The sequence below is a fragment of the Campylobacter sp. P0103 genome, from assembly GCF_002139545.1.
Lineage (GTDB): Bacteria > Campylobacterota > Campylobacteria > Campylobacterales > Campylobacteraceae > Campylobacter > Campylobacter devanensis.
Genome location: NZ_MJKG01000001.1, coordinates 1 through 22,969, shown reverse-complemented (window position 1 = coordinate 22,969; position 22,969 = coordinate 1). Strand labels below are relative to the sequence as shown.

General features: G+C 33.2%; 25 protein-coding genes. 8 read left to right on the top strand and 17 right to left on the bottom strand.

Annotated features, from left to right (window positions below):
- Positions 1 to 8: 8 nt before the first annotated feature.
- Positions 9 to 1,097, top strand: coding sequence for a type I restriction endonuclease (locus CIGNP103_RS00125; RefSeq protein ID WP_086228081.1), 1,089 nt, complete (start codon positions 9 to 11; stop codon positions 1,095 to 1,097).
- 72 nt (positions 1,098 to 1,169) lie between these two features.
- Here the strand turns inward: CIGNP103_RS00125 and CIGNP103_RS00120 are convergent, their stop codons facing one another.
- The 15 genes from CIGNP103_RS00120 to folD form a co-directional block, all read right to left on the bottom strand.
- A complete protein-coding gene (locus CIGNP103_RS00120) occupies positions 1,170 to 1,508 on the bottom strand; it encodes a chaperone NapD (RefSeq protein WP_086232161.1) in 339 nt (112 codons plus the stop codon).
- Entirely contained in the window at positions 1,508 to 2,404 is an 897-nt protein-coding gene (locus CIGNP103_RS00115) for a hypothetical protein (RefSeq protein WP_086232162.1), read from the bottom strand. Before CIGNP103_RS00115 ends, CIGNP103_RS00120 begins: the two co-directional genes overlap by 1 nt.
- Entirely contained in the window at positions 2,404 to 2,865 is a 462-nt protein-coding gene (locus CIGNP103_RS00110; RefSeq protein WP_086224627.1) for a 4Fe-4S ferredoxin, read from the bottom strand. The genes CIGNP103_RS00115 and CIGNP103_RS00110 overlap by 1 nt, the downstream gene beginning before the upstream one ends.
- Positions 2,862 to 3,398 carry a nitrate reductase cytochrome c-type subunit gene (locus CIGNP103_RS00105; RefSeq protein WP_236845186.1) on the bottom strand — a complete coding sequence of 179 codons (537 nt, stop codon included), beginning with the start codon at positions 3,396 to 3,398 and terminating at the stop codon, positions 2,862 to 2,864. Before CIGNP103_RS00105 ends, CIGNP103_RS00110 begins: the two co-directional genes overlap by 4 nt.
- The gene (napH, locus tag CIGNP103_RS00100) at positions 3,395 to 4,180 is read right to left on the bottom strand and encodes a quinol dehydrogenase ferredoxin subunit NapH (RefSeq protein WP_086241365.1); all 786 of its coding nucleotides are present in this window, start codon (positions 4,178 to 4,180) and stop codon (positions 3,395 to 3,397) included. The genes CIGNP103_RS00105 and napH overlap by 4 nt, the downstream gene beginning before the upstream one ends.
- On the bottom strand, positions 4,177 to 4,929 hold the full coding sequence (gene napG, locus CIGNP103_RS00095) for a ferredoxin-type protein NapG (RefSeq protein WP_086224629.1): 753 nt from the start codon (positions 4,927 to 4,929) through the stop codon (positions 4,177 to 4,179). Before napG ends, napH begins: the two co-directional genes overlap by 4 nt.
- Before the next feature lies 1 nt (position 4,930).
- Positions 4,931 to 7,708: a periplasmic nitrate reductase subunit alpha gene (napA, locus tag CIGNP103_RS00090; RefSeq protein WP_086268368.1), complete on the bottom strand. Its 2,778-nt coding sequence runs from the start codon at positions 7,706 to 7,708 to the stop codon at positions 4,931 to 4,933.
- Between the two features lie 407 nt (positions 7,709 to 8,115).
- Positions 8,116 to 9,219 carry a redox-regulated ATPase YchF gene (ychF, locus tag CIGNP103_RS00085; protein WP_086268367.1) on the bottom strand — a complete coding sequence of 368 codons (1,104 nt, stop codon included), beginning with the start codon at positions 9,217 to 9,219 and terminating at the stop codon, positions 8,116 to 8,118.
- Positions 9,219 to 10,688, bottom strand: a complete 1,470-nt coding sequence (locus tag CIGNP103_RS00080; protein WP_086268366.1) for a leucyl aminopeptidase — start codon at positions 10,686 to 10,688, stop codon at positions 9,219 to 9,221. Before CIGNP103_RS00080 ends, ychF begins: the two co-directional genes overlap by 1 nt.
- A complete protein-coding gene (locus CIGNP103_RS00075) occupies positions 10,678 to 11,283 on the bottom strand; it encodes a DedA family protein (RefSeq protein ID WP_086232168.1) in 606 nt (201 codons plus the stop codon). The genes CIGNP103_RS00080 and CIGNP103_RS00075 overlap by 11 nt, the downstream gene beginning before the upstream one ends.
- Positions 11,284 to 11,286: 3 nt before the next feature.
- The gene (locus CIGNP103_RS00070; protein ID WP_086268365.1) at positions 11,287 to 11,826 is read right to left on the bottom strand and encodes an adenine phosphoribosyltransferase; all 540 of its coding nucleotides are present in this window, start codon (positions 11,824 to 11,826) and stop codon (positions 11,287 to 11,289) included.
- A gap of 27 nt (positions 11,827 to 11,853) precedes the next feature.
- Positions 11,854 to 12,186 carry a hypothetical protein gene (locus CIGNP103_RS00065; RefSeq protein ID WP_086224635.1) on the bottom strand — a complete coding sequence of 111 codons (333 nt, stop codon included), beginning with the start codon at positions 12,184 to 12,186 and terminating at the stop codon, positions 11,854 to 11,856.
- Positions 12,177 to 12,626, bottom strand: a complete 450-nt coding sequence (gene rpiB, locus CIGNP103_RS00060) for a ribose 5-phosphate isomerase B (protein ID WP_086224636.1) — start codon at positions 12,624 to 12,626, stop codon at positions 12,177 to 12,179. Before rpiB ends, CIGNP103_RS00065 begins: the two co-directional genes overlap by 10 nt.
- 88 nt (positions 12,627 to 12,714) lie before the next feature.
- Entirely contained in the window at positions 12,715 to 13,548 is an 834-nt protein-coding gene (lepB, locus tag CIGNP103_RS00055; RefSeq protein ID WP_086268364.1) for a signal peptidase I, read from the bottom strand.
- 3 nt (positions 13,549 to 13,551) lie between these two features.
- The gene (folD, locus tag CIGNP103_RS00050) at positions 13,552 to 14,403 is read right to left on the bottom strand and encodes a bifunctional methylenetetrahydrofolate dehydrogenase/methenyltetrahydrofolate cyclohydrolase FolD (RefSeq protein WP_086241371.1); all 852 of its coding nucleotides are present in this window, start codon (positions 14,401 to 14,403) and stop codon (positions 13,552 to 13,554) included.
- Between the two features lie 76 nt (positions 14,404 to 14,479).
- Between folD and CIGNP103_RS00045 the strand changes: the two genes are divergently transcribed.
- The 7 genes from CIGNP103_RS00045 to CIGNP103_RS00015 are packed head-to-tail and all read left to right on the top strand — an operon-like array spanning position 14,480 to position 20,166.
- On the top strand, positions 14,480 to 14,845 hold the full coding sequence (locus CIGNP103_RS00045; protein WP_086224639.1) for a c-type cytochrome: 366 nt from the start codon (positions 14,480 to 14,482) through the stop codon (positions 14,843 to 14,845).
- On the top strand, positions 14,835 to 16,106 hold the full coding sequence (gene hemL, locus CIGNP103_RS00040) for a glutamate-1-semialdehyde 2,1-aminomutase (protein ID WP_086241372.1): 1,272 nt from the start codon (positions 14,835 to 14,837) through the stop codon (positions 16,104 to 16,106). The genes CIGNP103_RS00045 and hemL overlap by 11 nt, the downstream gene beginning before the upstream one ends.
- Positions 16,103 to 16,348 carry an AtpZ/AtpI family protein gene (locus tag CIGNP103_RS00035; RefSeq protein ID WP_086224641.1) on the top strand — a complete coding sequence of 82 codons (246 nt, stop codon included), beginning with the start codon at positions 16,103 to 16,105 and terminating at the stop codon, positions 16,346 to 16,348. The genes hemL and CIGNP103_RS00035 overlap by 4 nt, the downstream gene beginning before the upstream one ends.
- Complete coding sequence (locus CIGNP103_RS00030) at positions 16,345 to 16,857, top strand: hypothetical protein (protein ID WP_086224642.1); 513 nt, start codon at positions 16,345 to 16,347, stop codon at positions 16,855 to 16,857. The genes CIGNP103_RS00035 and CIGNP103_RS00030 overlap by 4 nt, the downstream gene beginning before the upstream one ends.
- The gene (locus CIGNP103_RS00025) at positions 16,844 to 18,064 is read left to right on the top strand and encodes an MFS transporter (protein ID WP_086232176.1); all 1,221 of its coding nucleotides are present in this window, start codon (positions 16,844 to 16,846) and stop codon (positions 18,062 to 18,064) included. The genes CIGNP103_RS00030 and CIGNP103_RS00025 overlap by 14 nt, the downstream gene beginning before the upstream one ends.
- On the top strand, positions 18,048 to 19,898 hold the full coding sequence (gene fliK, locus CIGNP103_RS00020; protein ID WP_236847400.1) for a flagellar hook-length control protein FliK: 1,851 nt from the start codon (positions 18,048 to 18,050) through the stop codon (positions 19,896 to 19,898). The genes CIGNP103_RS00025 and fliK overlap by 17 nt, the downstream gene beginning before the upstream one ends.
- A gap of 1 nt (position 19,899) precedes the next feature.
- Entirely contained in the window at positions 19,900 to 20,166 is a 267-nt protein-coding gene (locus CIGNP103_RS00015; RefSeq protein WP_086224645.1) for a FlhB-like flagellar biosynthesis protein, read from the top strand.
- Positions 20,167 to 20,203: 37 nt separating this feature from the next.
- Here CIGNP103_RS00015 and zupT read toward each other — a convergent pair whose 3' ends face one another.
- Together zupT and CIGNP103_RS00005 are read right to left on the bottom strand one after the other, a co-directional pair.
- Positions 20,204 to 21,073: a zinc transporter ZupT gene (gene zupT / locus CIGNP103_RS00010; RefSeq protein WP_086224646.1), complete on the bottom strand. Its 870-nt coding sequence runs from the start codon at positions 21,071 to 21,073 to the stop codon at positions 20,204 to 20,206.
- Positions 21,074 to 21,660: 587 nt separating this feature from the next.
- Positions 21,661 to 21,915 (bottom strand): DNA-processing protein DprA, encoded by a 255-nt coding sequence (locus CIGNP103_RS00005; RefSeq protein ID WP_336526465.1) that lies wholly within the window; start codon positions 21,913 to 21,915, stop codon positions 21,661 to 21,663.
- Positions 21,916 to 22,969: the final 1,054 nt, after the last annotated feature.

Genomic DNA, 22,969 nt, shown 5'->3' with positions numbered 1-22,969 from the left:
GAGTAAAAATGGCTGAGTTTAAAGAAGAGCTTTTAAAACTTTCTAAAAGGATAGAAAATACAAAAGATAGAGTGCTAACTGAAGAAGCTACAAAGATGAGCTTTATAGTTCCATTTCTTAGAATTTTAGGATATGATGCAACCGATCCATCTGTGGTAGTACCAGAATTTACAGCAGATATCGGAACAAGAAATGGAGAAAAGGTTGATTATGCTATATTAAAAGATGATTCTCCTTTAATATTGATCGAAGCTAAGCATCATAGTGAAAATTTAGACACTCATTGTAATCAACTTATGCGTTATTTTAATGTTACTAAGGCTAAATTTGCAATATTGACAAACGGTATAGAGTATAGATTTTATACTGATAGCCAAGAACCTAATATAATGGATTTAACTCCTTTCTTGCTTATCAATATGAATCAATTAATAGATAGCAAATTAAAAGAGTTGGAAAAATTTAAGTGTGATAAGCTAAATATAGATGACCTATCATCTATGGCTACAGAGCAAATATATCATAATAAAATCAGAGATATATTTAAACAAGAAATAGAAAATCCTAGTGATGATTTTACTAGATTTTTTGCTCAAAAAATTACTAGCAATAGAATAACTGGAAATGTCTTAGATAAATTTAGATCTCATATCAAAAGAGTATTTACCAATATGATAAATGACATTGCAAATGAAAAAATCGATAGTATCCAAGCTCAAATTAAGCAAAATCAATCACACAATAACTCGCAACAATCCCAAATAGAAGAAAGCAACATAAACACAGCAGAAGATAATCAAATAATAACAACAGAAGAAGAGTTGCAGTCATTTTATATTGTGCGCTCCATACTTGTTTGTAGTCCAACCATTCAAGCAAGCGATGTGAATTATAAAGATACAAGAAGTTATTTTTATGTTTATCTATATAATAAAACAACAAAATGGGTATGTAGAATTTATTATCGTCCAAATGGATCTTATATTATCATACCAGATCAAAATGGTGAAGATAAAAGATATGATATTCAAACACCAGATGATATCTACTCTTTGCGTGAAGAATTAATAAAATATGCAAATTCTATCACAAAATGATATAACTCAATCTGATTTAAGCTCCAATACAGGAGCTTAAAAAAACCTAGTTTTATATACAATTAATCCAAATCAAATATTTGGATTGCCATTATATTTTATATCTTTAACATCCATTTCATCTATTTTGCGTACTATACTACCTATATCATTTGAGTTGGCTTTAGATATATCGCCTTCTAAATCTTGATAGCTATATATCATAGCTACAGTACTTACGCCTTCTATTTGTTCTAACATTCTAAAAGTAGCCAACTCTCCATCTAAATCTGCAGACTCTATGATAGCTACTATCTTATCATTTTCTTTAGCAGCTACTTCGCAGTTTGAAATCTTATCTATCTTTGTAGCTACTTCTTCGCAAAGATTAGGATTCATTAGAGTTATAACCACACTTGATATATTATTCATTACATACTCCAAAAATATATTTTATTATCATAGCTTGAACCAATTAGATACTCATCATTAAAAATTAAATAATTTAATGAAGCTCCATCATACTCTATATTTTTAATTATTTCACCATTTTTATCAATAATTTTTATACTATTTTCTGTGCTAAATGCTCCCTTATCACTACTTATTCCAACACAATATACTAAAAATTTAGCCTCATAATAAAACTCTTTTGAGCCGTTATTAAAGTATGATTTTTTATCAGCAGAACCACTAATTAATAATTTGCCATCAATACCAACGCTATAAATTGTATCTTTTTGGGCATTTATCTGCTTTACAACTCTTTTAAGCTTAGTATCAAAATAAAATATCACACCACCTTCAATCCCAATAGCTATAATACCATTTTTTCTATCAAAAGCAGCATCTCCAGTACTTGAAGTAGTTAATTTATTTTCAAAAACAACCTTACCTTCTCTAAAATTATAATACTCAACCTCGCTACTTAAAGTAACAAAAATTACATTATTACTATCGAGTAAAAATATCTTTTTAACTCCATCAGTATGCATTTTAAAGCTCTTTAAATTTCCATTTTCTAAAATACCAAGCGACTTGGTTCCATTATCGCTCTCATACAAAATAGCTACCACTTCGCCAAGTTTGTCAATACTAAAAATCTTTGGTGCTATATCATTATCAAAATAATTTGAGAACTTTGGTAGATCTATCATCTTATTTAGCTCTTGAGTCTTTATGCTATAATTATAAAGCTCACCATTATCAAGCCCTATTAATAGCTCATCCTTATCAAGCTTGACACTTACAGCATTTGCAGGTAATTTTAACTCAAAACTACCCCATAAAAATGTAATAGCCATAAATAAAACTACAAAAAATCTCATCAATTTCCCCTTACAATTACTGAGTTATTTACACATACGCTTACGCACTCACTACACCCTACGCACCTATCATTAACAGTAGGCCTAAACATTCCTAAATACTCTATGGCTCTAAATTTACAAATATCTAAGCAGTTGTAGCATATAACCTCATTCCAAGCCAAACAAGTTGCCGTATTTATCTCTACGCTTGCATTTATTTTAGCCGGATAAGCCAAATTTAACACACTCTTACCTATAGATTCACACGCTATAGCGCACTCTTTACAAAAATTACAACCAAGCTTATACTGGTTAAATTTAATTCTACCATCATCAAACTCCAAAAGTTCTCTTTGGCAACTAGACACACAAGGCGCATGGCAGTTAATGCAATCAAACTCTCCGCTAAAATATGGCGGTGCAATAAGTCTAGGCTCTCTTTGCTTAAATTTAGCAAAGAGATTTCGCCTATCTATCATTTAATACCTTGATTTAAAACATCAATAAGATTAGATGATCTATTACCCTCACCATCTCTAAAATCAGCTTTAAAGTTATTTTTAACTAGCGGTTCAGCATCTGCTTGTGGTACGTGGCATTGAACGCAGTTAAATCTCTCTTTATTGATTTCTTTTGTTTTTTTACCAGTTGATAGGTACATATAGTGACTTTGTGGAGCTGGAATTGTACCCATTTCTTTAGCTGTTTCTGGAGTGTGGCATGTCAAACACATATTAGACTCTATTGTAATAGGCAACAAACCCTCCAAGCTATGTGGAATTAATGGCGGAGCATTTTCATAGCTTCTTTCATATACTTCATTGTTACCTGGCAGATCGCCTTTCCAAGTAATTACTGGATTTTTTACATTAACTTCATCTTTAAGTTCCACACTTCTAAGGCCAATTTGTGTATCTTCTACTGCTGAGCCTTGTCCTGTGCTCAAATTACAAGCTGCTAAAACTAGTGCTGCAGTCGCACTAAGTAAAACATTTTGCAAAACCTTTTTCATTGTTCTCTCCTAAATTTTAATATACTAAAATTAAGTGCATCATCATCGCAAGCCTCTACGCAACGTCCGCAACTTATACACTCGCTTCTTATATTGCCACTTTGTTTACCTACTATATCCAAGACTTGCATCTCTGGACAAACAACTTTGCACTTATTGCAATGAGTGCAATTTTTACTGTTGTGATAGATGCGTATTAAGCTAAATCTACTAACTAATGCCCAAAATGCTCCCAAAGGACATAAATGACCACATATTAATCGCTTACCTAAAAAAGCCTCTATACAAATAATTATGATAGCTATACTAATAGCCGATCCACTAAGATATACAACACCTCTAGTAAAAGCCCCTATATAGCTTATACTTTCAAAGGCTGCTATGCTAAAAGCAAAGCTAAATATCAAGCTCAGCACAAATAGATAATATCTTGAATTTGAGCTTATATTAACCATATTTTTGCCAATTTTTAGCTTTGTTCTTATGTATGCACCAAGATCTGTTAGAATATTTACTGGACAGACCCAAGAACAAAATGCTCTAGGTGCTATCAAAGCATAAAAGACAACCATAATCAAAGCTCCAATTACACTTGCACTTCCCACACTAAATCCAGCCAAAAATAGCTGAAGCAAAGCATATGGATCGCTAAGACCTATCACGCCAAAGAGCTCTGAGCTACTTAAATTTCCTTTTAAGATATTTACGCCATATATATTTCCAGCTATAAACAATCCCAAAATAGTTAATTGAACTACTCTTCTAGCAATTGTAAATTTCATAGCTCATCTCCATTTAGATACTTAATACCCTTTTTGCTATCTAAATGCATTTTAGTATCAGCATCTTTTAGTTTAGCATCATCACCTTCTACCCAGCCTTTTACATAGTTATTACCCAACTTACCCATAACCATATCTCTTGGAAGCACGGTTATTGCGGCTTTATCTGTGATACATGCTATTTCACACTTACCACATCCAGTACAATAATCACTATCTACAATTGGCAATAAAAATGCGTGTTTGCCAGTTCTTTCATTGCGTTTATAATCTATCAATAAAGCCTTATCTATCAATGGACAAGCACGATAACACGCATCACATTGAATTCCAAAATAGGCTACACAGCTCTTCTCATCTACAACCGCTACACCCATTTTAGCCATATTAATATCCAAAGCTCCATCTTTTGTAACTAGCTTAGGATCTAGCGCCTCTGTTGGACACTCAACTACACAAGGAATATCTTCGCACATAAAGCAAGGAATATCCCTTGGGGTAAAAAATGGAGTTCCGATACCTACGCCACTATCTTTAAATTCAGCGAGTTTTAGCGTATCAAAAGGACACGCCTCAACGCATAGCCCGCACCTAATACAACGAGTCAAAAACTCATCTTCATCCAAAGCTGCAGGCGGACGCAGTTTAAGCACAGGCTTAGCATTTGCATACTCTTTATAAACAAATGAGCTAGCAGCTAAAAGTCCAACTAAACTAAAACCCGTCTTGATAGCATCTCGCCTTTGCATTTTAGGCCTTATAGACTTTTACAGCACATTTTTTAAAGTCTGTCTGTTTAGATAATGGACAAGTAGCATCTAGACAAACTTTATTAATATATACATTTTCATCAAACCAAGGCACATATACCAAGCCTACAGGTGGTTTATTTCTACCACGGAAATCCACTCTAGCTTTTACTTTGCCACGGCGGCTCTCTACCCATACGACATCATTTTGAGCTACGCCGATTTTTTTGCCATCTTCTTCATTCATATAGCAAAGCGCTTCTGGAACAGCACGGTATAGCTCAGGAACACGCATTGTCATAGTACCACTATGCCAGTGCTCTAGCACCCTACCTGTACATAGCCATAGTGGATACTCTTTGCTTGGAGTTTCTGGTGCATCCATAAATGGTCTAAAGAATATTTTTGCCCTATTTTTAATAGATGTTTTTTCAGGGTTAGTAACCTTGGTCAAATCCCCACTTGGTAGAGCACCACCTGCGTTACCATAAAAAGCAAAATCGCTATCTGGAGCTGCTTTTTTCGCATATACATCATATTTTGTATTAAATCTCCATTGAGTCTCTTTGCCATCTACAACTGGCCATCTAAGACCTCTAACTTTATGATATGTATCAAAATCTGCTAGGTCGTGACCGTGGCCTACGCCAAATTTTCTATACTCTTCCCAAAGATATTTTTGAACGAAGAATCCATAGCCTTTAAATACATTGCCATCGCTACCAACTACATTTCTGCTATCACCAAATACTTCAGTATTATCAAATCCATTTATAACGGCATCATCAGCACTAAATGATTTAGCCTCAGCATTAGCAAATAACACATCATATAGAGTTGATTCTGGGGTATAGCCTAATTTAGCCGCTTCATCTAAGACACTTGGAAGTGTTAGTTTGTTATCGATTTTTTGCTCACCCCAAACCTCTTTTAGCTTAAAGCGTTTGCTAAATTCCATATATTGCCATGTATCACTCATAGCCTCGCCTACTGGAAGGACTTGTTGTCTCCAATGTTGAGTTCTTCTCTCAGCATTACCATAAGCTCCCCATTTTTCATATATCATAGCTGTTGGCAAGATAAGATCAGCTACCTTAGCACTAATACCTGGATATGGATCGCTCACTACTATGAAGTTATCCATCTCTCTTGCCGCTTTAATCCAGTGGTTAGCATTTGCGGTATTGTGCCATGGATTATTTACATGTACCCAAATAAATTTAATCTTACCATCTTCAAGATCACGCATAATTTTCATATATGGCGCACCTGGTTTTGGGTTTAGAGTTTTGGCTGGAAGTTTCCAAATTTTCTCTGTAATCTCTCTATGTTTTGGATTGGCTACGACCATATCTGCTGGCAAGCGGTGTGAGAATGTCCCAACCTCTCTAGCGGTACCACAGGCACTTGGCTGACCTGTTAGCGAGAATGCTCCACTGCCTGGTTTAGCTTGTTTGCCTAGTAAGAAATGCACCATATAGCTTTGTTCATTTACCCAAGTACCACGAGTATGCTGATTCATACCCATAGTCCAAAAGCTCACAACTTTGCGTTTTTGATCTATATAATAATTTGCTAGAGTTTGAAGTTTATTCTTAAACTCTTCTAAATCTTCATTATCATCACCTTTGGCTAATTTCGCTACAAAATCAAGTGTATATGGCGCTAAAGCCTTTTTAAACTCATCAAATGAAATTTGCCAATGAGCATCTGGAGTGGCTGTGTGTTTATTTTCCATTGTATCACCGGCTTTCATTCCTAAATATGCTAGTGTTACGCCTTCAGCTTCAGTTAATACTTTAGATCTCTCTTTGGCTGCAGTATCTAGCTCACTTGGTAGATATTTAGGGTGGTTGATATTATCTCTCATACCATAACCAATATCAGCTGGACCTGTAGTAAATACGCAGTGCTCTTTTACGAATTTTTCATCGATAGCTTCTGGATGATTATATACAATCTCTCTAGCGATATAGTTCCATATAGCTAAGTCAGTTTGTGGTCTAAAGATAATCTCCATATCAGCGATATTTGATGTTCTATTTGAAAATGTAGATAAATTTATAATTTTTACATTATTTGGATTTTGAAGTTTTCTATCGCTCACCCTAGCCCATAAAACTGGATGCATCTCCGCCATATTAGCACCCCAGCATACTACTGTATCAGTTAGCTCTATATCATCATAGCAACCAGCGGGTTCATCTATACCAAAAGTTTGCATAAAACCCACAACCGCACTAGCCATACAGTGTCTAGCATTTGGGTCAATATTGTTTGAGCGGAAACCGCCTTTGATTAGCTTAACAGCCGAATATCCCTCTTGGACAGTATATTGTCCAGAGCCAAATACACCAATACCAGTTGGTCCAAGCTCATTATAAGCTCTTTTAAATTGTTTTTCCATCTCGTCAAATGCTCTTTTCCAGCTAACTTCAACGAATTTACCATTTTTATCAAATTCACCCTTAGAATTTACCCTTAAAAGTGGTTTAGTAATTCTATCTTCGCCATACATAATCTTAGCATTAAAATAGCCTTTAATACAATTCAAACCACGATTTACAGGAGCCAATGGATCGCCTTTTACCGCAACTATTTTACCATCTTTAGTAGCAACGACAATACCACAACCAGTACCACAAAATCTACATACTGCTTTATCCCAACGCCAATCTTGCTCTTTGTTAGCAGCACTTAGTGCGCTAGGCGCAGTAAGACCAGCTGCTGAACACGCAGCTGCAACAGCTGAGCTTTTAATAAAATCTCGTCTATCCATGTTCGACCTTTCTAAAATAATGTAGAATTGGTGTTATTATATACATTTATTTGTATTTTACTACTTAAAATTTTTTTGATATATAATTATTTATATAATATATTTTAATTAAATTTAGACTTTAATACTCTTTTTATATTTTTATTAAAATCAAAAAATATATGGTAAAATCAGTATTTAAGCTATATATAATAAATTTTAGCAATTTAAAATTTACAAAATATTTGATATTTATTATCATAAATACTAAATAAAATTATAAAAATATATAAATAAAATATCTTGTACTTTAGCTCAATTTATACAATAGTTTATAAATTTTTAATAATTGAAAAATAAGTTTTTAAATTAAAATTAATATATAGAATATATCCGAATTTAGATCTCTCTAAATTCGGATTGAATTATCACACATTAAATCTAAAATGCATCACATCGCCATCATTAACGATATAATCCTTACCTTCCAATCTCATCTTGCCAGCTTCTTTAGCCTTGGCTTCACCGCCACAAGCGATATAATCATCATAGCTGATAACTTCAGCTCTGATAAAACCTCTTTCAAAATCATTATGTATCACGCTCGCAGCCTTTGGGGCTTTCCACCCTTTGTGAATAGTCCAAGCCCTAACTTCCACAACCCCAGCTGTAAAATAACTAATAAGCCCAAGCTTCGCAAATGCCGTGCGTATAATGCTCTCTAATCCACTCTCACTCGCTCCTAAGCTCTCTAGCATCTCTTTAGCCTCAGCATCATCTAGCCCTATTAGCTCCTCTTCTATCTTAGCACAAAGTTTGATAACCTCTGCCCCACGCTCTTTGGCGTATTCTTTTACCTTTTTTACATACTCATTATCGATAGAAATTTCATCTTCATTGACATTGGCACCATATATAACCTCTTTTGCTGAAAGAAGTCTAAGCTCTTTATTTAAAGCGTTAAAAACATCACTATCAAATTCACTAAACAACGCCGCACTCTTGCCACTATCTAAATGATCTGCTAAGGCCTTAGCACACTCTAAGCTCTCTTTAGCGCCTTTTACATTTGCTTTAGCCTCTTTGGTTAATTTCTCAATCTTTTTAGCAAGTTGCTCTATATCAGCTAGTATAAGCTCAGTTTCGATAATTTCGATATCTCTAATTGGATCTACGCTATTTTCTACATGCGTAACATTAGAATCTTCAAAGCACCTTACCATGTGTAAGATCACCTCTGTCTCTCTAATATTAGAAAGAAATTTATTCCCAAGCCCTTCACCCTTACTAGCACCCTTTACAAGCCCTGCGATATCTACAAATTCAATTACAGAGTGTTGAATTTTGTTTGGTTTTACGATTTTAGCTAGTTCATCAAGCCTAGGATCTGGCACTGGCACTATAGCCTTATTTGGTTCAATCGTACAAAATGGATAGTTGGCCGCTTCAGCGTTACTAGCTTTTGTTAGTGCGTTAAATGTAGTTGATTTACCCACATTTGGCAAACCTACAATACCTACTGATAATCCCATTAATTCTGACCTTTTTGATGATTTCTAGCTAATTTTTGTAGATAGTATAAACACGCTCTAACTCCAGCTCCACTAGCCCCAGCTGGATTATATCCCCATGCTTTATTTACATAAGCAGGCCCAGCGATATCAAGATGTAACCACCTATCTTTATACTCATCTTTTATAAATTTATCCAAAAAGATTCCAGCTGTAATAGCCCCACCATATCTACTTGAAGAGATATTTGAGATATCGGCTATATCGCTTTTTATAAGCTCTTTTAGATGATCATTAAATTCCAAAACAGTTAGATACTCTCCACTTCTACTAGCGTAATTTTTAAACTCACTCTGTAACTCATAGCTATTTCCCATAACTCCGCTAGTATATTCACCAAGCCCTACAACACAAGCACCTGTAAGTGTCGCCATATCTATAAGAAGATCTGGGTCAAGCTCACTTTGCGCCCAATCCAAACAATCAGCCAAAACAAGCCTGCCTTCAGCATCTGTATTTTTAACCTCTACGCTAACTCCACTACGAGTAATTAGCACATCATCAGGCTTATACGCATTTCCACCTATCATATTTTCAGTCGCACCCAAAACGGCGTGAATTTCAAATGGCAACTCCATCTTAGCCGCTCCCATTATGATTCCCATAGCAGCCGCTGCACCACTCTTATCGCTTTTCATAGTTAGCATATAATCAGCTGGTTTTAAGCTTAGCCCACCACTATCATATGTAAGACCCTTACCTACAAATACAACTCTTTTAATGCTCTGTTTTGGGGTGTATTTTAAATGTATTAGGCGTGGTGGATGAATTGAGGCTTTATTAACCGCTAAAAAGGCATTCATATTTTGGCTTTTTAGGTAGTTTTCATCATGTATAGCGCACTCTATATTAGCATAGCTTAGGCTTAAATTTTTCGCATCTTCGGCCATCTTTTGCGGGGTGTAGATCTCTGGAATTTCATTTACTATATCTCTTGTAAAATTAGTCGCTTCAGCTATGATATGAGCGTGATCTATGCCGATTTGCGCTTCATCTAGGGCGATCTTTTTGCTATTATAATCCTCAGTTGAGATTAGAATTTTTTCTATTTTATTCTCTTTTTTCTCGCTTTTGTATTTATCAAATTTATAACTAGCTAACAAAAATCCCTCAACCATAGCCTCAAAACTCATCTTAACGCAATCCCCGCTATAACTAGCGATTTTGACACTTTTGATATTAAGCTCTTTAATAGCATTAAAAGCCGTAGCACTCGCTAATCTAAGAGAATTTAAATCAAGATTTTTAATACCTACATAAATCCGTCTCTTACTAGGCAAATTTAAAACCCCATCACCCTTATAAGAGTAAAAATCAAACTCACCCAGATCATCTACAAATCTATGACTCAAATTCTTATCAACAATAAAAATTACCTCATAATCAGCCAAAATATCAGCTATTTTTTTATCTACTAATTCAACATTCATTTCTTCTCTTTTTCCTTTCATTTAAGATTCGTTTTTCCATATATTTTAAACCAAAAAATAAAGAAGCCAAAAATCCACCGATAATTGGCACCGCAAAATACCAATGCGACTCGGCCCACTCTATCCCAGCCCAAATGAGCTGACCAAAATGCCAAGCCAAAAGTATCGTAATAGCCGCCCATACCCAAGCGCTAATTAAATTTATAAAAGCAAATTTCTTAGCGCTATATCTAGTGATTCCTATACTCATAGGTATAATAGTGCGAAATCCATACATATAACGCTGCATAAAGATAATCGGCCAGCCAAATTTTTGAAGTAGTAGGTGAGCGACGGCGAATTTGCGTCTTTGTTTGGCTAATTTTTTTTGGATATATTTTTTGTTATAGCGACCAATATAAAAATAAATTTGATCTCCCACAAATCCACCAAGTCCAGCCACAAATATTATAAGCCCTAAATTCACATGCCCCTCATGAGCAAATATCCCGCCTAAAATAAGCGCCAACTCTCCTTCGGCAATACACCATAAAAATATAATAAGATAGGCGAAATTTTGATACTCATATAATAAATTCTTTAAAAACTCTTCCATATCCTACTCCTGTAATACCACATAAATTGGCGCATAATTTTTAAGCTCTTTTAACCCACCAATTCCAATATCTATTATAGAGATGATTTCAACCAAATTTCCATTAAGTCTTAAAATAAGCTCACAAGCCGCCTTAGCCGTGCCACCTGTAGCTATAAGGTCATCTATTAATAATAGATTTGCTCTAGGCTTAAAGGCATCTATATGCGCTTCAATCTCATCTACTCCATATTCTAATGAGTATTTTTCAGAGATAGTAGCACCTGGTAATTTACCCTTTTTTCTAAAAGGCACAAATCCCACCCCAAGCCTATCAGCCAAAGCCGCACCGAAGATAAAGCCACGGCTCTCGATCCCAACTACATAATCAATATCTTTATCTTTATATCTATCATAGAGATGAGAGATTAAAAGATTAAATGCCTTACCATCGCCTAAAAGCGTAGTAATATCTCGAAATATCACTCCAGGCTTTGGAAAATCAGCAATCTTTCTAATAATTGAATCTAAATAATCTTTTTGTTCTTGTGATAAACTATACACACTAGTCCTTCTATAAATAAATTTATTTTACAATAGCGCTTCGATTTTGCCCTCTAACTCTTTTATTCTAGCTCTTAATTTGTCATTTTCTACTCTGTATTGAGAATTTCTAGCTCTTAAGCTGCTTACATCACTTTTAATTTTATTTAATTCATCGGTTAAAATATCTATATTCCCAAGACTTCTTTGAAGTTGAACTTGCAATTTGCGAATTATTATTTCAGTATCATCTAGATTGTTCTTAACAAAATCACGCATAGCACGCTCTTTTTTAAGTAAAGTTTTATAATAAAATACCATAACAACCAAATAAAGGCTACAGCAAATAAAAAATGTATAAAAAATCCAATCTAAGAACATTGACAAACTCCTAGTTTTTCAACTCGTTTTTGATGCCTACCACCACTAAATTCAGTAGTAAAAAATACTTCAACCATATCTTTGATAATCTCAGCGCCAACTACTCTAGCACCAAAACACAGCACATTTGCATCATTATGCTCTCTAGATAGTCTTGCAATAGTAGCATTATGACCCAAAGCACAGCGTATATGAGAAAAGCGATTAGCTGCTATAGATATACCAATCCCGCTACCGCATATTAGTACACCAAATTCATCATTACTTTTAATACTGTTAGCCACTAAAGCAGCAAAATCAGGATAATCCACGCTATTTTTAGCATTATCAGTTCCTAAATCTATCACCAATACGCCCATATTTTCTAAAATACTCTTAACTTGCATCTTAGCCTCATATCCAGCGTGATCACTTGCTATATAAATCTTAGAAATATTCATCTAAACCTACTTTAAATTAAAATTATCTGATTATATCATATAAAATGATATAAATTTGGCTTTTAGTTAATCAACTTAGCCAACCTATCTATTTTGCCATCTCTTCTAAGCTACTTGCTAAGCGTCCGATACGCTCCCAGCGAATTTTGTAATTTTCATCATAGCTTAGATAGACAAACCACGGCTTGCCAACTATATATTTATAAGGCACAGAACCCCAAAATCTACTATCGCTGCTATTTTCTCTATTATCACCTACCATGAAATACTCATTTTGTGGCACTTTGAAATAATATGCGTTGAAATTTAATCCATTAATTTTAGGCAGTTCTGGCACCATAATCTCACTCATAGCAAAATCCACCATACCAGCAATAGTAAATGTATCAGCTTCTAATCCACCATAATTATCTTTATCAGTGTTATTATCATAGTGAATTCCAGCCATCTTATATGGCTCTTTTATAAATCTTTTACCACCTAATATTACAATATCAGCATCTTTAAATTTACTATTTATCTCATCATCACCACCGCTTGGTCTTAGATACATTGCACTTGGAGCAAATATAACCTCGTCATTTCCAGTAGCAAAATTACGCTTTACATAGTGAATTTTAGGATCTTTTGGATAGCGAAAAACTACTATATCACCACGCTTTGGCCCATCACTAGCTATCAAATGCCCATCACCATCGCTATCAGGTAAAACTGGAATTTCTACAAAAGGGATATGTGGCGTTGGAATTCCATAAGAAAATTTCTTTACAAATAGATAATCTCCAACTAAAAGAGTATTTTTCATAGAGCCACTAGGGATTACAAATGCTTGAGCGATAAAAAATATTATAAACAAAACTATAATTATAGTCCCCGTCCAACTACTACAAAAATTATAGAATTTCGATAAAATTTTTCTCAAAGCTTAACCTTTTAATTTTCTATTTTTTGCTGATTTTAGCGTATTGCTAAGTAGCATAGCAATTGTCATTGGCCCTACTCCACCTGGTACAGGAGTTATCATAGAGCATTTAGGTGCTACACTCTCATAATCACAATCACCTACTAACTTACCATTATCTAAACGATTTATACCCACATCTATTACCACTGCTCCATCATTTACCATATCAGCAGTTAAAAAATTTGGTTTACCTACAGCAACTACTATAATTTGGGCATTTTGACAAACTTTTGCTAAATCTTTAGTTTTAGAGTGAGCTATAGTCACAGTAGCCCCAGCATTTAGTAGCAGTGCTGCCATTGGCTTACCTACTATATTACTTCTTCCTATTACCACGGCATTTTTGCCACTAACTTCAATGTTATACTCTTTTAAAAGCTCCATTATCCCAAGTGGCGTACAAGGCACAAATCCATCAAGACCGCTATTTAATCTACCTACATTTATAGCATGAAATCCATCCACATCTTTACTTGGATCAATAGCTTCTAAAATTTTATTACTATCTATATGTTTTGGAAGCGGCAGTTGAACTAAAATTCCATCTATACTATCATCTGCATTTAAAAGCTCAATCAAAGCTAAAAGCTCGTCTTGAGTAGTAGATTCAGGTAATTTATGAGCTACTGAACCCATTTCGCAAGCTATTGTAGATTTTTCTTTACTTGCAACATAAGTTTGACTAGCTTTATCTTCACCTACTAAAATAACTGCTAAAGTTGGAGTAATTCCCATATCTTTTAAAGCTATAGCTTCAGCTTTTACTCTCTCTTTTACTCTGTTACTTATCTCTTTACCATCAATTATTTGCATTTTTAATCCTTTTATGCATTTTTTAATTACAAAAATTGTATCATACCTAAATTCAAATTAAACTCAGGTGAGATTTATGAAATTTATTGGCTTTTTTTTGCTTTTTATTACTTTTGCTTTTAGTGAAGAGTTTATTACTGAGAGCGAATATGCTAAAATGCTATATAAAAATCCTCGTGGAATCGGCTGTGACAAGTGTCATGGAAGCAAAGGGGATGGTGCTTTGATAGTAAAATACAAAGCATTTAATAAAAAAACTAATAAATATGAGGAGAGGTCTTTGATGGCACCACGCATAAATAATCTTGAATTCGATAAATTCAAATCTGCAGTCACAGACTCAAAAGGCATTATGCCATCATATTTTCTTACTCAAAATGAGATTTTAAATTTATTTGAATACATAACTTCATTTAATAAGGATAAAAAAGATGAGAAATAAAGATGAATTCCAAAAAGCACAAAAATATATCCCAGGTGGTGTAAATTCGCCTGTTCGTGCCTTTGGTTCAGTTGGTTCTACTCCTGTGATGATAGATAGGGGTGAGCGTGAGTTTATCTATGATATTGAAAATAATGAGTATATTGATTATGTTTTAAGCTGGGGGCCACTCATCTTTGGGCATTGTGATAAGGATATAGAAGATGCTGTGATATCAACGGCTAAAAAGGGCCTAAGCTTTGGTGCGCCATGCTTATTAGAGACTGAGCTTGCGAAATTAGTATTATCTAAATTCCCTCATTTAGATAAAATTCGCTTTGTTAGTAGCGGGACTGAAGCTACTATGAGCGCTATTAGATTAGCTCGTGGATATAGTAAAAAAGATGGAATAATCAAATTTGAAGGTTGCTATCACGGCCATAGCGATGGATTATTAGTCAAAGCTGGGAGTGGAGCTACCACTTTTGGATATTCAAGTAGCTTAGGCGTCCCAAATGATATAGTCAAAAATACTCATCTAGCTAAATATAATGATTTAAATAGTGTTGAAGAGTGCTTTAAAAATGGTGATATTGGCGTTATTATCGTTGAGCCAATCGCTGGAAATATGGGATTGGTGCCTGGTAGCGATGAGTTTTTACATGGGCTTAGAAAGATTTGTGATGAAAATGGTGCGGTTTTAATCTTTGATGAAGTTATGAGTGGATTTAGAGCTAGTGCCACTGGTAGCTATGGATTAAATAAGATTGAAGCTGATATAGTTACCTTTGGTAAGGTTATTGGTGGCGGTATGCCTTGTGCTGCTTATGCTGGCAAAAAGGATATAATGGAGCTAATTAGCCCACTTGGTGGAGTGTATCAAGCTGGGACGCTAAGTGGTAATCCTGTTGCTATGGCTGCAGGACTAGCTGCGTTAAATAAAATTTATAATATGCCAAATTTATATGATGAACTAGAGCAAAAAAGCAAATTTATCACAGATAGTATGCTAGAAGCTGCTAATGAGAGCGGGATTGGATTACAAGTTGAAGTGCGTGGGTCTATGTGGGGATTTTTCTTCAATGAAAATCCTGTTACTAACTACACTCAAGCCCTACAAAGCGATACAAATTTATTTGCCAAATTCCACGCTCAAATGCTAAAGCGTGGAGTATACCTAGCACCAAGTCAGTTTGAAACTTGCTTTGTTTGCAAGCCTCTAAGCCAAACTAGCTTAGACAAAACCGCACAAGCCATAAAAGAGAGTTTTAAATCACTATGAGCCAAAAAAGCAAAAAGATAAACACCGCAATAAAAGCCGCTGATAGCCTAAGCCTTGGGATCTCAATCGTAGTTGCGGTGCTTATAGGCTTTGGCATCGGCTGGGGATTAAAGGAGCTAACAGGCTCAAACTGGGGACTTGGAGTTGGTATTTTCATAGGTGTTGGCGCTGCGATAAATAATATCTATAAAGCCTATAAATCTCAAGTTAAAAGCTATGAAGAGTTTAAAGAAAAGAGATGAAATTTAAAAATTTAGCTATATTTTATCTAATCTTGGATCTATTGTTGATAGCTATTACTTCGGCTTTTGGGGCGGTTGAGCTTTTGAATTCTCAAGTGGCTTTTATTTGTTCTACGCTTATTTTATTTGCTAGTTATTTTGGATATAAGAGTAGAGTTGAGAATAAAAGTGTTAATTATCAATTAAGCGAGCAAGAACTTGAGCTTTTTGAAGATAGCGAAGATGAGCAGATTAAAAACAATGATAATTCAGACAATTTAAATGTTGATATTACAAATTTAAATGAGAAAAATTTTACTACCAAAAGTGATAAAAAGTTAGCTAAATTTCGTAAAATAGATATTCTAGGTGCTTTTAAACCGCTTAGGCTGCTTAGCTATTTTATTTTAATTATTGCCTTTTTTGTTTTGCTTAGGCACGGAATTTTAGAACCAATCGCATTTTTAGCCGGACTTGCTTTAATGCCTCTTGGTGTATTTTGCGCTGGAGTATTTTATGGCAGGAAGTAAAAGAGCTATAACCTCTCTTAGTGCTTTATTTATAGGAGTTAGCTTTATATTTATAGCTAGTGGGTTAGTTGTTAGTTCTGCTGGAGTTCTACTAAATGAATTAGGAGCTTCAAATACGCAAATTGGCCTTATTACTTCTTGCTTTTTTATGGGAGCGCTTACTTGTACAATTATATCGCATAGGTTAATTTCACATGTAGGACATATGAGAGCTTATGCTATATTTACTGCGCTTTTTGCCATTTCAGCCCTACTTCATGATATAAGTGAAAATCTCATATTTTGGGCTATTTTAAGATTTATGCTAGGGTTTTGCTATTATAGTATTGTATTAATTGTAGAGAGTTGGTTAAATGAGAAGATTTCAAATTCTGTTCGCTCAAGGGTACTTGGATTTTATGAAATTATCTTTTATAGCGCCTTTGCCATTGGCGCTGTGATTATGAGTATGGATTTAAGCACTACGAAGGTATTTTTAATTGGCACAATTGCAATCATTTTAGGTTCAATTCCATTAAATTTTCTTAAAATCAAATCACCTAAAATCCCAAAAGCAATGAGTATTAGCTTGCCTAAAATTTACAATATCGCCCCATTAGCGCTTGCTACAAGTATAATTGCTGGTCTTACAATGAATGGATTTTTCTCAATGGCTTCACTATTTATAATAACCCAAGGCTATACCCCAGCACAAGCTGGAATTTTTATAATTATTGGAATGAGTGGCGGATTTATGGCACATACTATATTTGGAACTATTTCTGATAAATTTGGTAGAAAGTTTGCTATTATTTTAGCCTCTAGCATAGCACTTCTAGCGTGTCTTATATTTATATTTATTAACCCAGATATTGCTTTACAGTATCTTATTGTTTTCTTTTTAGGTTTTGGAATATTTGTACTTTACGCACTAGCATTAGCTAGGGCAAACGATGTTGTAACGGATAAAACTACTTATGTCGAAGTTGTAAGAGCTTTACTATTTAACTACTTAATAGGTTCATTTTTATCTACAATAATTATAGGATTTTTAATAAACCAATTTGGCGCTACAGCTTTTATATATTACTACATTACACTGTTGGCATTTTTGATAATCTTTGCTACATTTCAAAAAAATGTACCCAAAGACCAAGAGGTGGCATTTACTCGCCACGGTGGTCATAGTGTGATTTTTGATGAGTTAAATGATGATAATAGTAAATAATACCCCAACCCAACAACCAACCCAAACCAAAGATGATAAAAAATCATCTAAAGAGACTAGTAATACAACTACCTTAAATGATGGCAAAACCATACTAAAAAAACCAACCCAAGGTGTTGTAATTGAGCAGACTAAACTCGATTTAGAATTAAATAAATTCACATCAAAACTATTAAATGCACTCAAGGCTAATATCGATGATGGAACATATAAACAAAATGCCTTAGCCCAGATAAAATCATCGCAAGTAGCACCAAATTTAGCCAAAGATCTAGCCTCTCTTTTAAATTCTATAAAATCAGACCCGAAGCTAAGTCAACTTGGTGCAAAGCTTGAAAGTTTTATCAAGCCAGTTGAGCATATTAAAACAACAAACATTGCCCAAACTATCAAAGATACAGGCATAATGCTAGAGGCTAAACTCGCCCAAACTCTAAAGGCTGAAATTTTGCCATCAAGCATTAAAGAACTTTTATCACTGATGAAAAATACTACTAATAAAGATCTTACGCTAGCCTTTATGGGTCTTGCAAATACCAAAGAAAGTAGTCCACAAGAGAGCTTTAATGCACTTTTAGAAATTTTACAAAAAAATAAATTAAAAAATAACCAAATTATACAAAACTCAAATTTTAAGCCACTTTTAGATGCAAATACTAAGCTAGAACATATGGCGAAATTCCTTGATAAAATCGCATATCAAATTCAAACTAATCCCAAAAATCCACTCTCAATAGAGCAAAATATATCACGAGCTATAAACCAAGGTCAAAATATAATCAAAAATATAGAAACTTCGCTATCACAGATTAATTTTAACCACCCAAATTTAAAAAATGTCAAACCTCTAAGTACGCAGCTAGGCCAAATGCTTCTAGATATCAAAGCTGAGTTAAATTCACTAAAATCCAATATAAATAATCCCGCTCTTGATATAAAAGAATTTAAGCTATCAAACAATATAGCAGCCAGTGCTAATCGCCTCTCAGCTATGCTAGAATCTACACAGCTAAGCCAGATTAATAGTGCTACAATAGCACAAACCACTCAATCTACGCCAAATTTAGAAAGTCTAATAAGCGGTCTAAATCAATCTCAAAATAGCACAAATTTAAGTAATTTCATACAACATATTAACACTGATGCTAATAATCTAAATCTACAAGATAAACTCTCTATGGCTGCTAGAAAGCTATCAAATATTATTAACTTTTTTGATAAAAATAGCCAAGATGCTAAAAGCCATCTAGCTGAACTAAAAGAATTGATAAAAGCTACAAATTTAGCTAAAGCTGATATAGCAAATATCACTCCAAATGATAAAAATCTAGCTACTCAAACACTACAAAACGATGTTAAAGCCACACTTTTAGCCCTAAAAGAAGCCACAGCCAATCAACCAAATCAGGCTGCGTTAAATCAGAATATAAATAGACTTTTAACTCAAATCGAAATGCACCAGCTAATTAGCTATGCACAAAATTCGCTTCAAACATACTTACCATACTCATGGGATGCGCTTGAGAGTAGTAGCGTAGCTTTTAAACAAGGTAAAAAGAAACGTTTCTACGCTAAAATTGATCTAAATTTTACTCATTTTGGTAATGTTGATATCGTAATTGCCTTAAGCGATAACAAATATATCGATATTAGTATTGCTACTGGTACGGCTGAATTTAAAAACCTAATCCTAAGTGCTAGTAAAGAACTAAAAAGCGCAATCACTGGATTGGGGTTAATAGTTAGTAGCTTTACTTTGGTTCATAAACCTAAAAAAGCCCCGTATCATCAAGCTGACAGGGCATTTGATTTTGGATTTAACAAAAAGGCATAAGATGGCAAAAAAAATTAAAAAGGCAGTTGCTCTAGGTTATAATAAAGATAAAAACAATGCTCCAATGGTTCTAGCTAGCGGCAAAGGTGAAGTAGCTAATAAAATTATTGAAGCAGCCAAAATTTATAAAGTTCCCATTAGAGAAGATAGCGACTTAGTCGAGATTCTAAGCAAAGTTGATATTAATCAAGAAATTCCACCAAATTTATACAAAGCCGTCGCTGAAGTATTTAGTTTCTTATACCGTACTACTAAGATAAAAAAATAAATTAGCTAAATTATGGATCTAAAATTAATACAAAAATTTAGATCCCAAGTAAAATCAAGCTCACTGCCATTACCACCATACCAGCAACTAAACCATATAAACTATCATGTGCCTTATCATAACTCCTAGCTGCTGGTAAAAGCTCATCAAAGCTAATAAAAACCATAATTCCAGCAACAACACCAAAAACACTAGCCATCACTGTCTCATTCATAAAAGGCATCAAAATCAATGCTCCAGCAATTGCGCCAATAGGCTCAGCAAGTCCTGATAAACACGAATAGGCAAAAGCTCGCTTTTTATCTCCAGTAGCATGATATATTGGCAATGAAACTGCTAATCCCTCAGGGATATTATGTAATGCTACAGCCCCAGCAATTGCTAGCCCAAAACTTAACGACTCAACACTACTAATAAATGTCGCAAATCCCTCAGGAAAATTATGTATCGCAATAGCAAAAGCAGTAATAATCCCGGTTCGTTTTAAACTCTTTAAGCTCTTTTGACTAATTCCTGGATGATAGGTTGGACGTGGCTCATTACTTTTTGGAAGTGGGCAAAATTTAAGCTCATCAAGGCTATCTTTTGGTTCATGAGGATTTAAATCGCTTGGAATAAATTTATCAATTAAAGCAGTTAAAACTATTCCGCTAAAAAATGCTAAAAGTCCTATAAACTCAGCATTTTTACTTTCAAAAATTCTAGCAAAATCATCCATCGAACTAGGCAAAATCTCCATAAATGAGATATAAATCATCACTCCAGCACTAAATCCGAGCCCAATACTAAGAAGCCTATAATCATCCTTTTTACTAAAAAATGCAATTACTGCACCAATTGAAGTAGAAAACCCAGCAAAAAGCGTAAGCAAAAATGCATAAAAAAGTTGCATAAAACCAAATTCCATCTATATATCCAAATAATAATTTTTATTGTTAATATAGCTAAATTTAGCTTTAAAAATACTCAAATTTCCATCTTTTACCAATTTTATATTTTATTTACATATTTTTTGTTATGCCAATAAAATATAAAAACTTATAAAATGAGAATATTAACTATTTTAAATTTAAGAAAAAAATAAAACTAAATCAAATAATTATTTATAAAGATAAATTTATATTATCTTTATCTTTATTTAATATAATCCATTATTAATTTAGAATTTCAAATTTAAATACTCTTAAATTTAGTATAGCTTAATTTAGTATTTTGAGAGCTTATAAACTTAAATTATCGTATATTTTTATTTATCCCAGATGTATCATGATAATTTTTATATTTGTTTATAAATTCCATATTTAAATTAAACTGCTTACTATTATAAAGCTTCTCATCATATATAACAGCAAATTTTATACCATAATTTTTAGATTTTTTATAACGTGTCTTGAACCATTAACTATTTAACTTTTTATTCTTTTTAGCATCACTTTTGCTATAGCTAGTAGTTAAAACCATCATATCGCTAAATAACACTTGCAATCTATCTCTTTACACACATCCACTCATTTGTTCTTTAAAATTTAAAGTATCTTTATAATATCTACTAATAATCAATCCACCATTAATAGATATTTGGTTTGCCAAATCAGTATTTTGTTTAGGGATAATCTCTTTTATCTTACTTGGTAAAATCGTAACTGTTAGCATATTAAATTTAAAAGCAGCCCTATGAGCAATACCATCACATATAAATGCTAATCCACTTGCAATCACGACTCCATTTTTGTACAAATTTAGAAGCAATATATACAAACACTCATCATCTTTAACTCTAAGAAAAAATCAATACCATCTTTATTATAGAATCTTTTAAATTATTCACACAAACCTAGCTATCTCTAAAGCGTATTTTTTCATTATTAGCATATAGTTCAGAAACCAAACAAACATAATATGAATGCTTAAAAGACCATTTAAGCAAATCAATATTTGATAAAAAAGTATAGATATATCTAAAACATATATTTGAAGTATTATCAAATTTACCTTGAACTTTTGATTTGCAAAAATCCTCTTTAATAGTATAAATAAATCTAGCAGGATTCTTTTTTAAATTTTCACAATCAACACGTAAATTACCAATATAATCTAAGCTATAAAAGGCTTTTATATTTTTAGATAAAAATCATTTCTACTAATTGTAAAATCAAATATATTATATTTTTGCATATTTTATCCTATATAAAAATTTGATAATATAATTTTACTTACGCATTCTTGCATTTTAAATTTCAATTGTTTCATCATCATAAACAATAAGATTATTAGGAACCAAATTTAAATTATTGCTCAAATTATAATACTTATTTCTGCTAGAGTTATAATAGATATAAGAAAAATAATTTTGTAAATCATAAAAATTTTATAAGCTCATCAGCTCTATTTTTATTAGTATTAGTCAATAAAATAATTCTATTTGTTTTATGCAATTCTAATATTAGATAATATAGTAAATAATTTACTTTTGTTAAATTTAAATATTTAGAATAAATTTGTTCTTTATACTCTTTTATTTTAAGTAATTCTACTGCAGATAATGGATTTTACAAACAGTTATTTAAAATTTTTATAGCAACTCTATTAAGTGAGACATTCCAAACTTATTGCTTAAAACATCTTTATATAATATAAGATTAGTATAATTAGTATCCAATAAAGTTCCATCCAAATCAATAACAAGAATACCTAAAGGATTAATAATATAAGCCATAAAAACACTAAAACATCTAAACTTAACAACTTATAATAATAAAATATCCAAGAATTAATAAATTAGTTAAAAGATATAAAGTAAAAA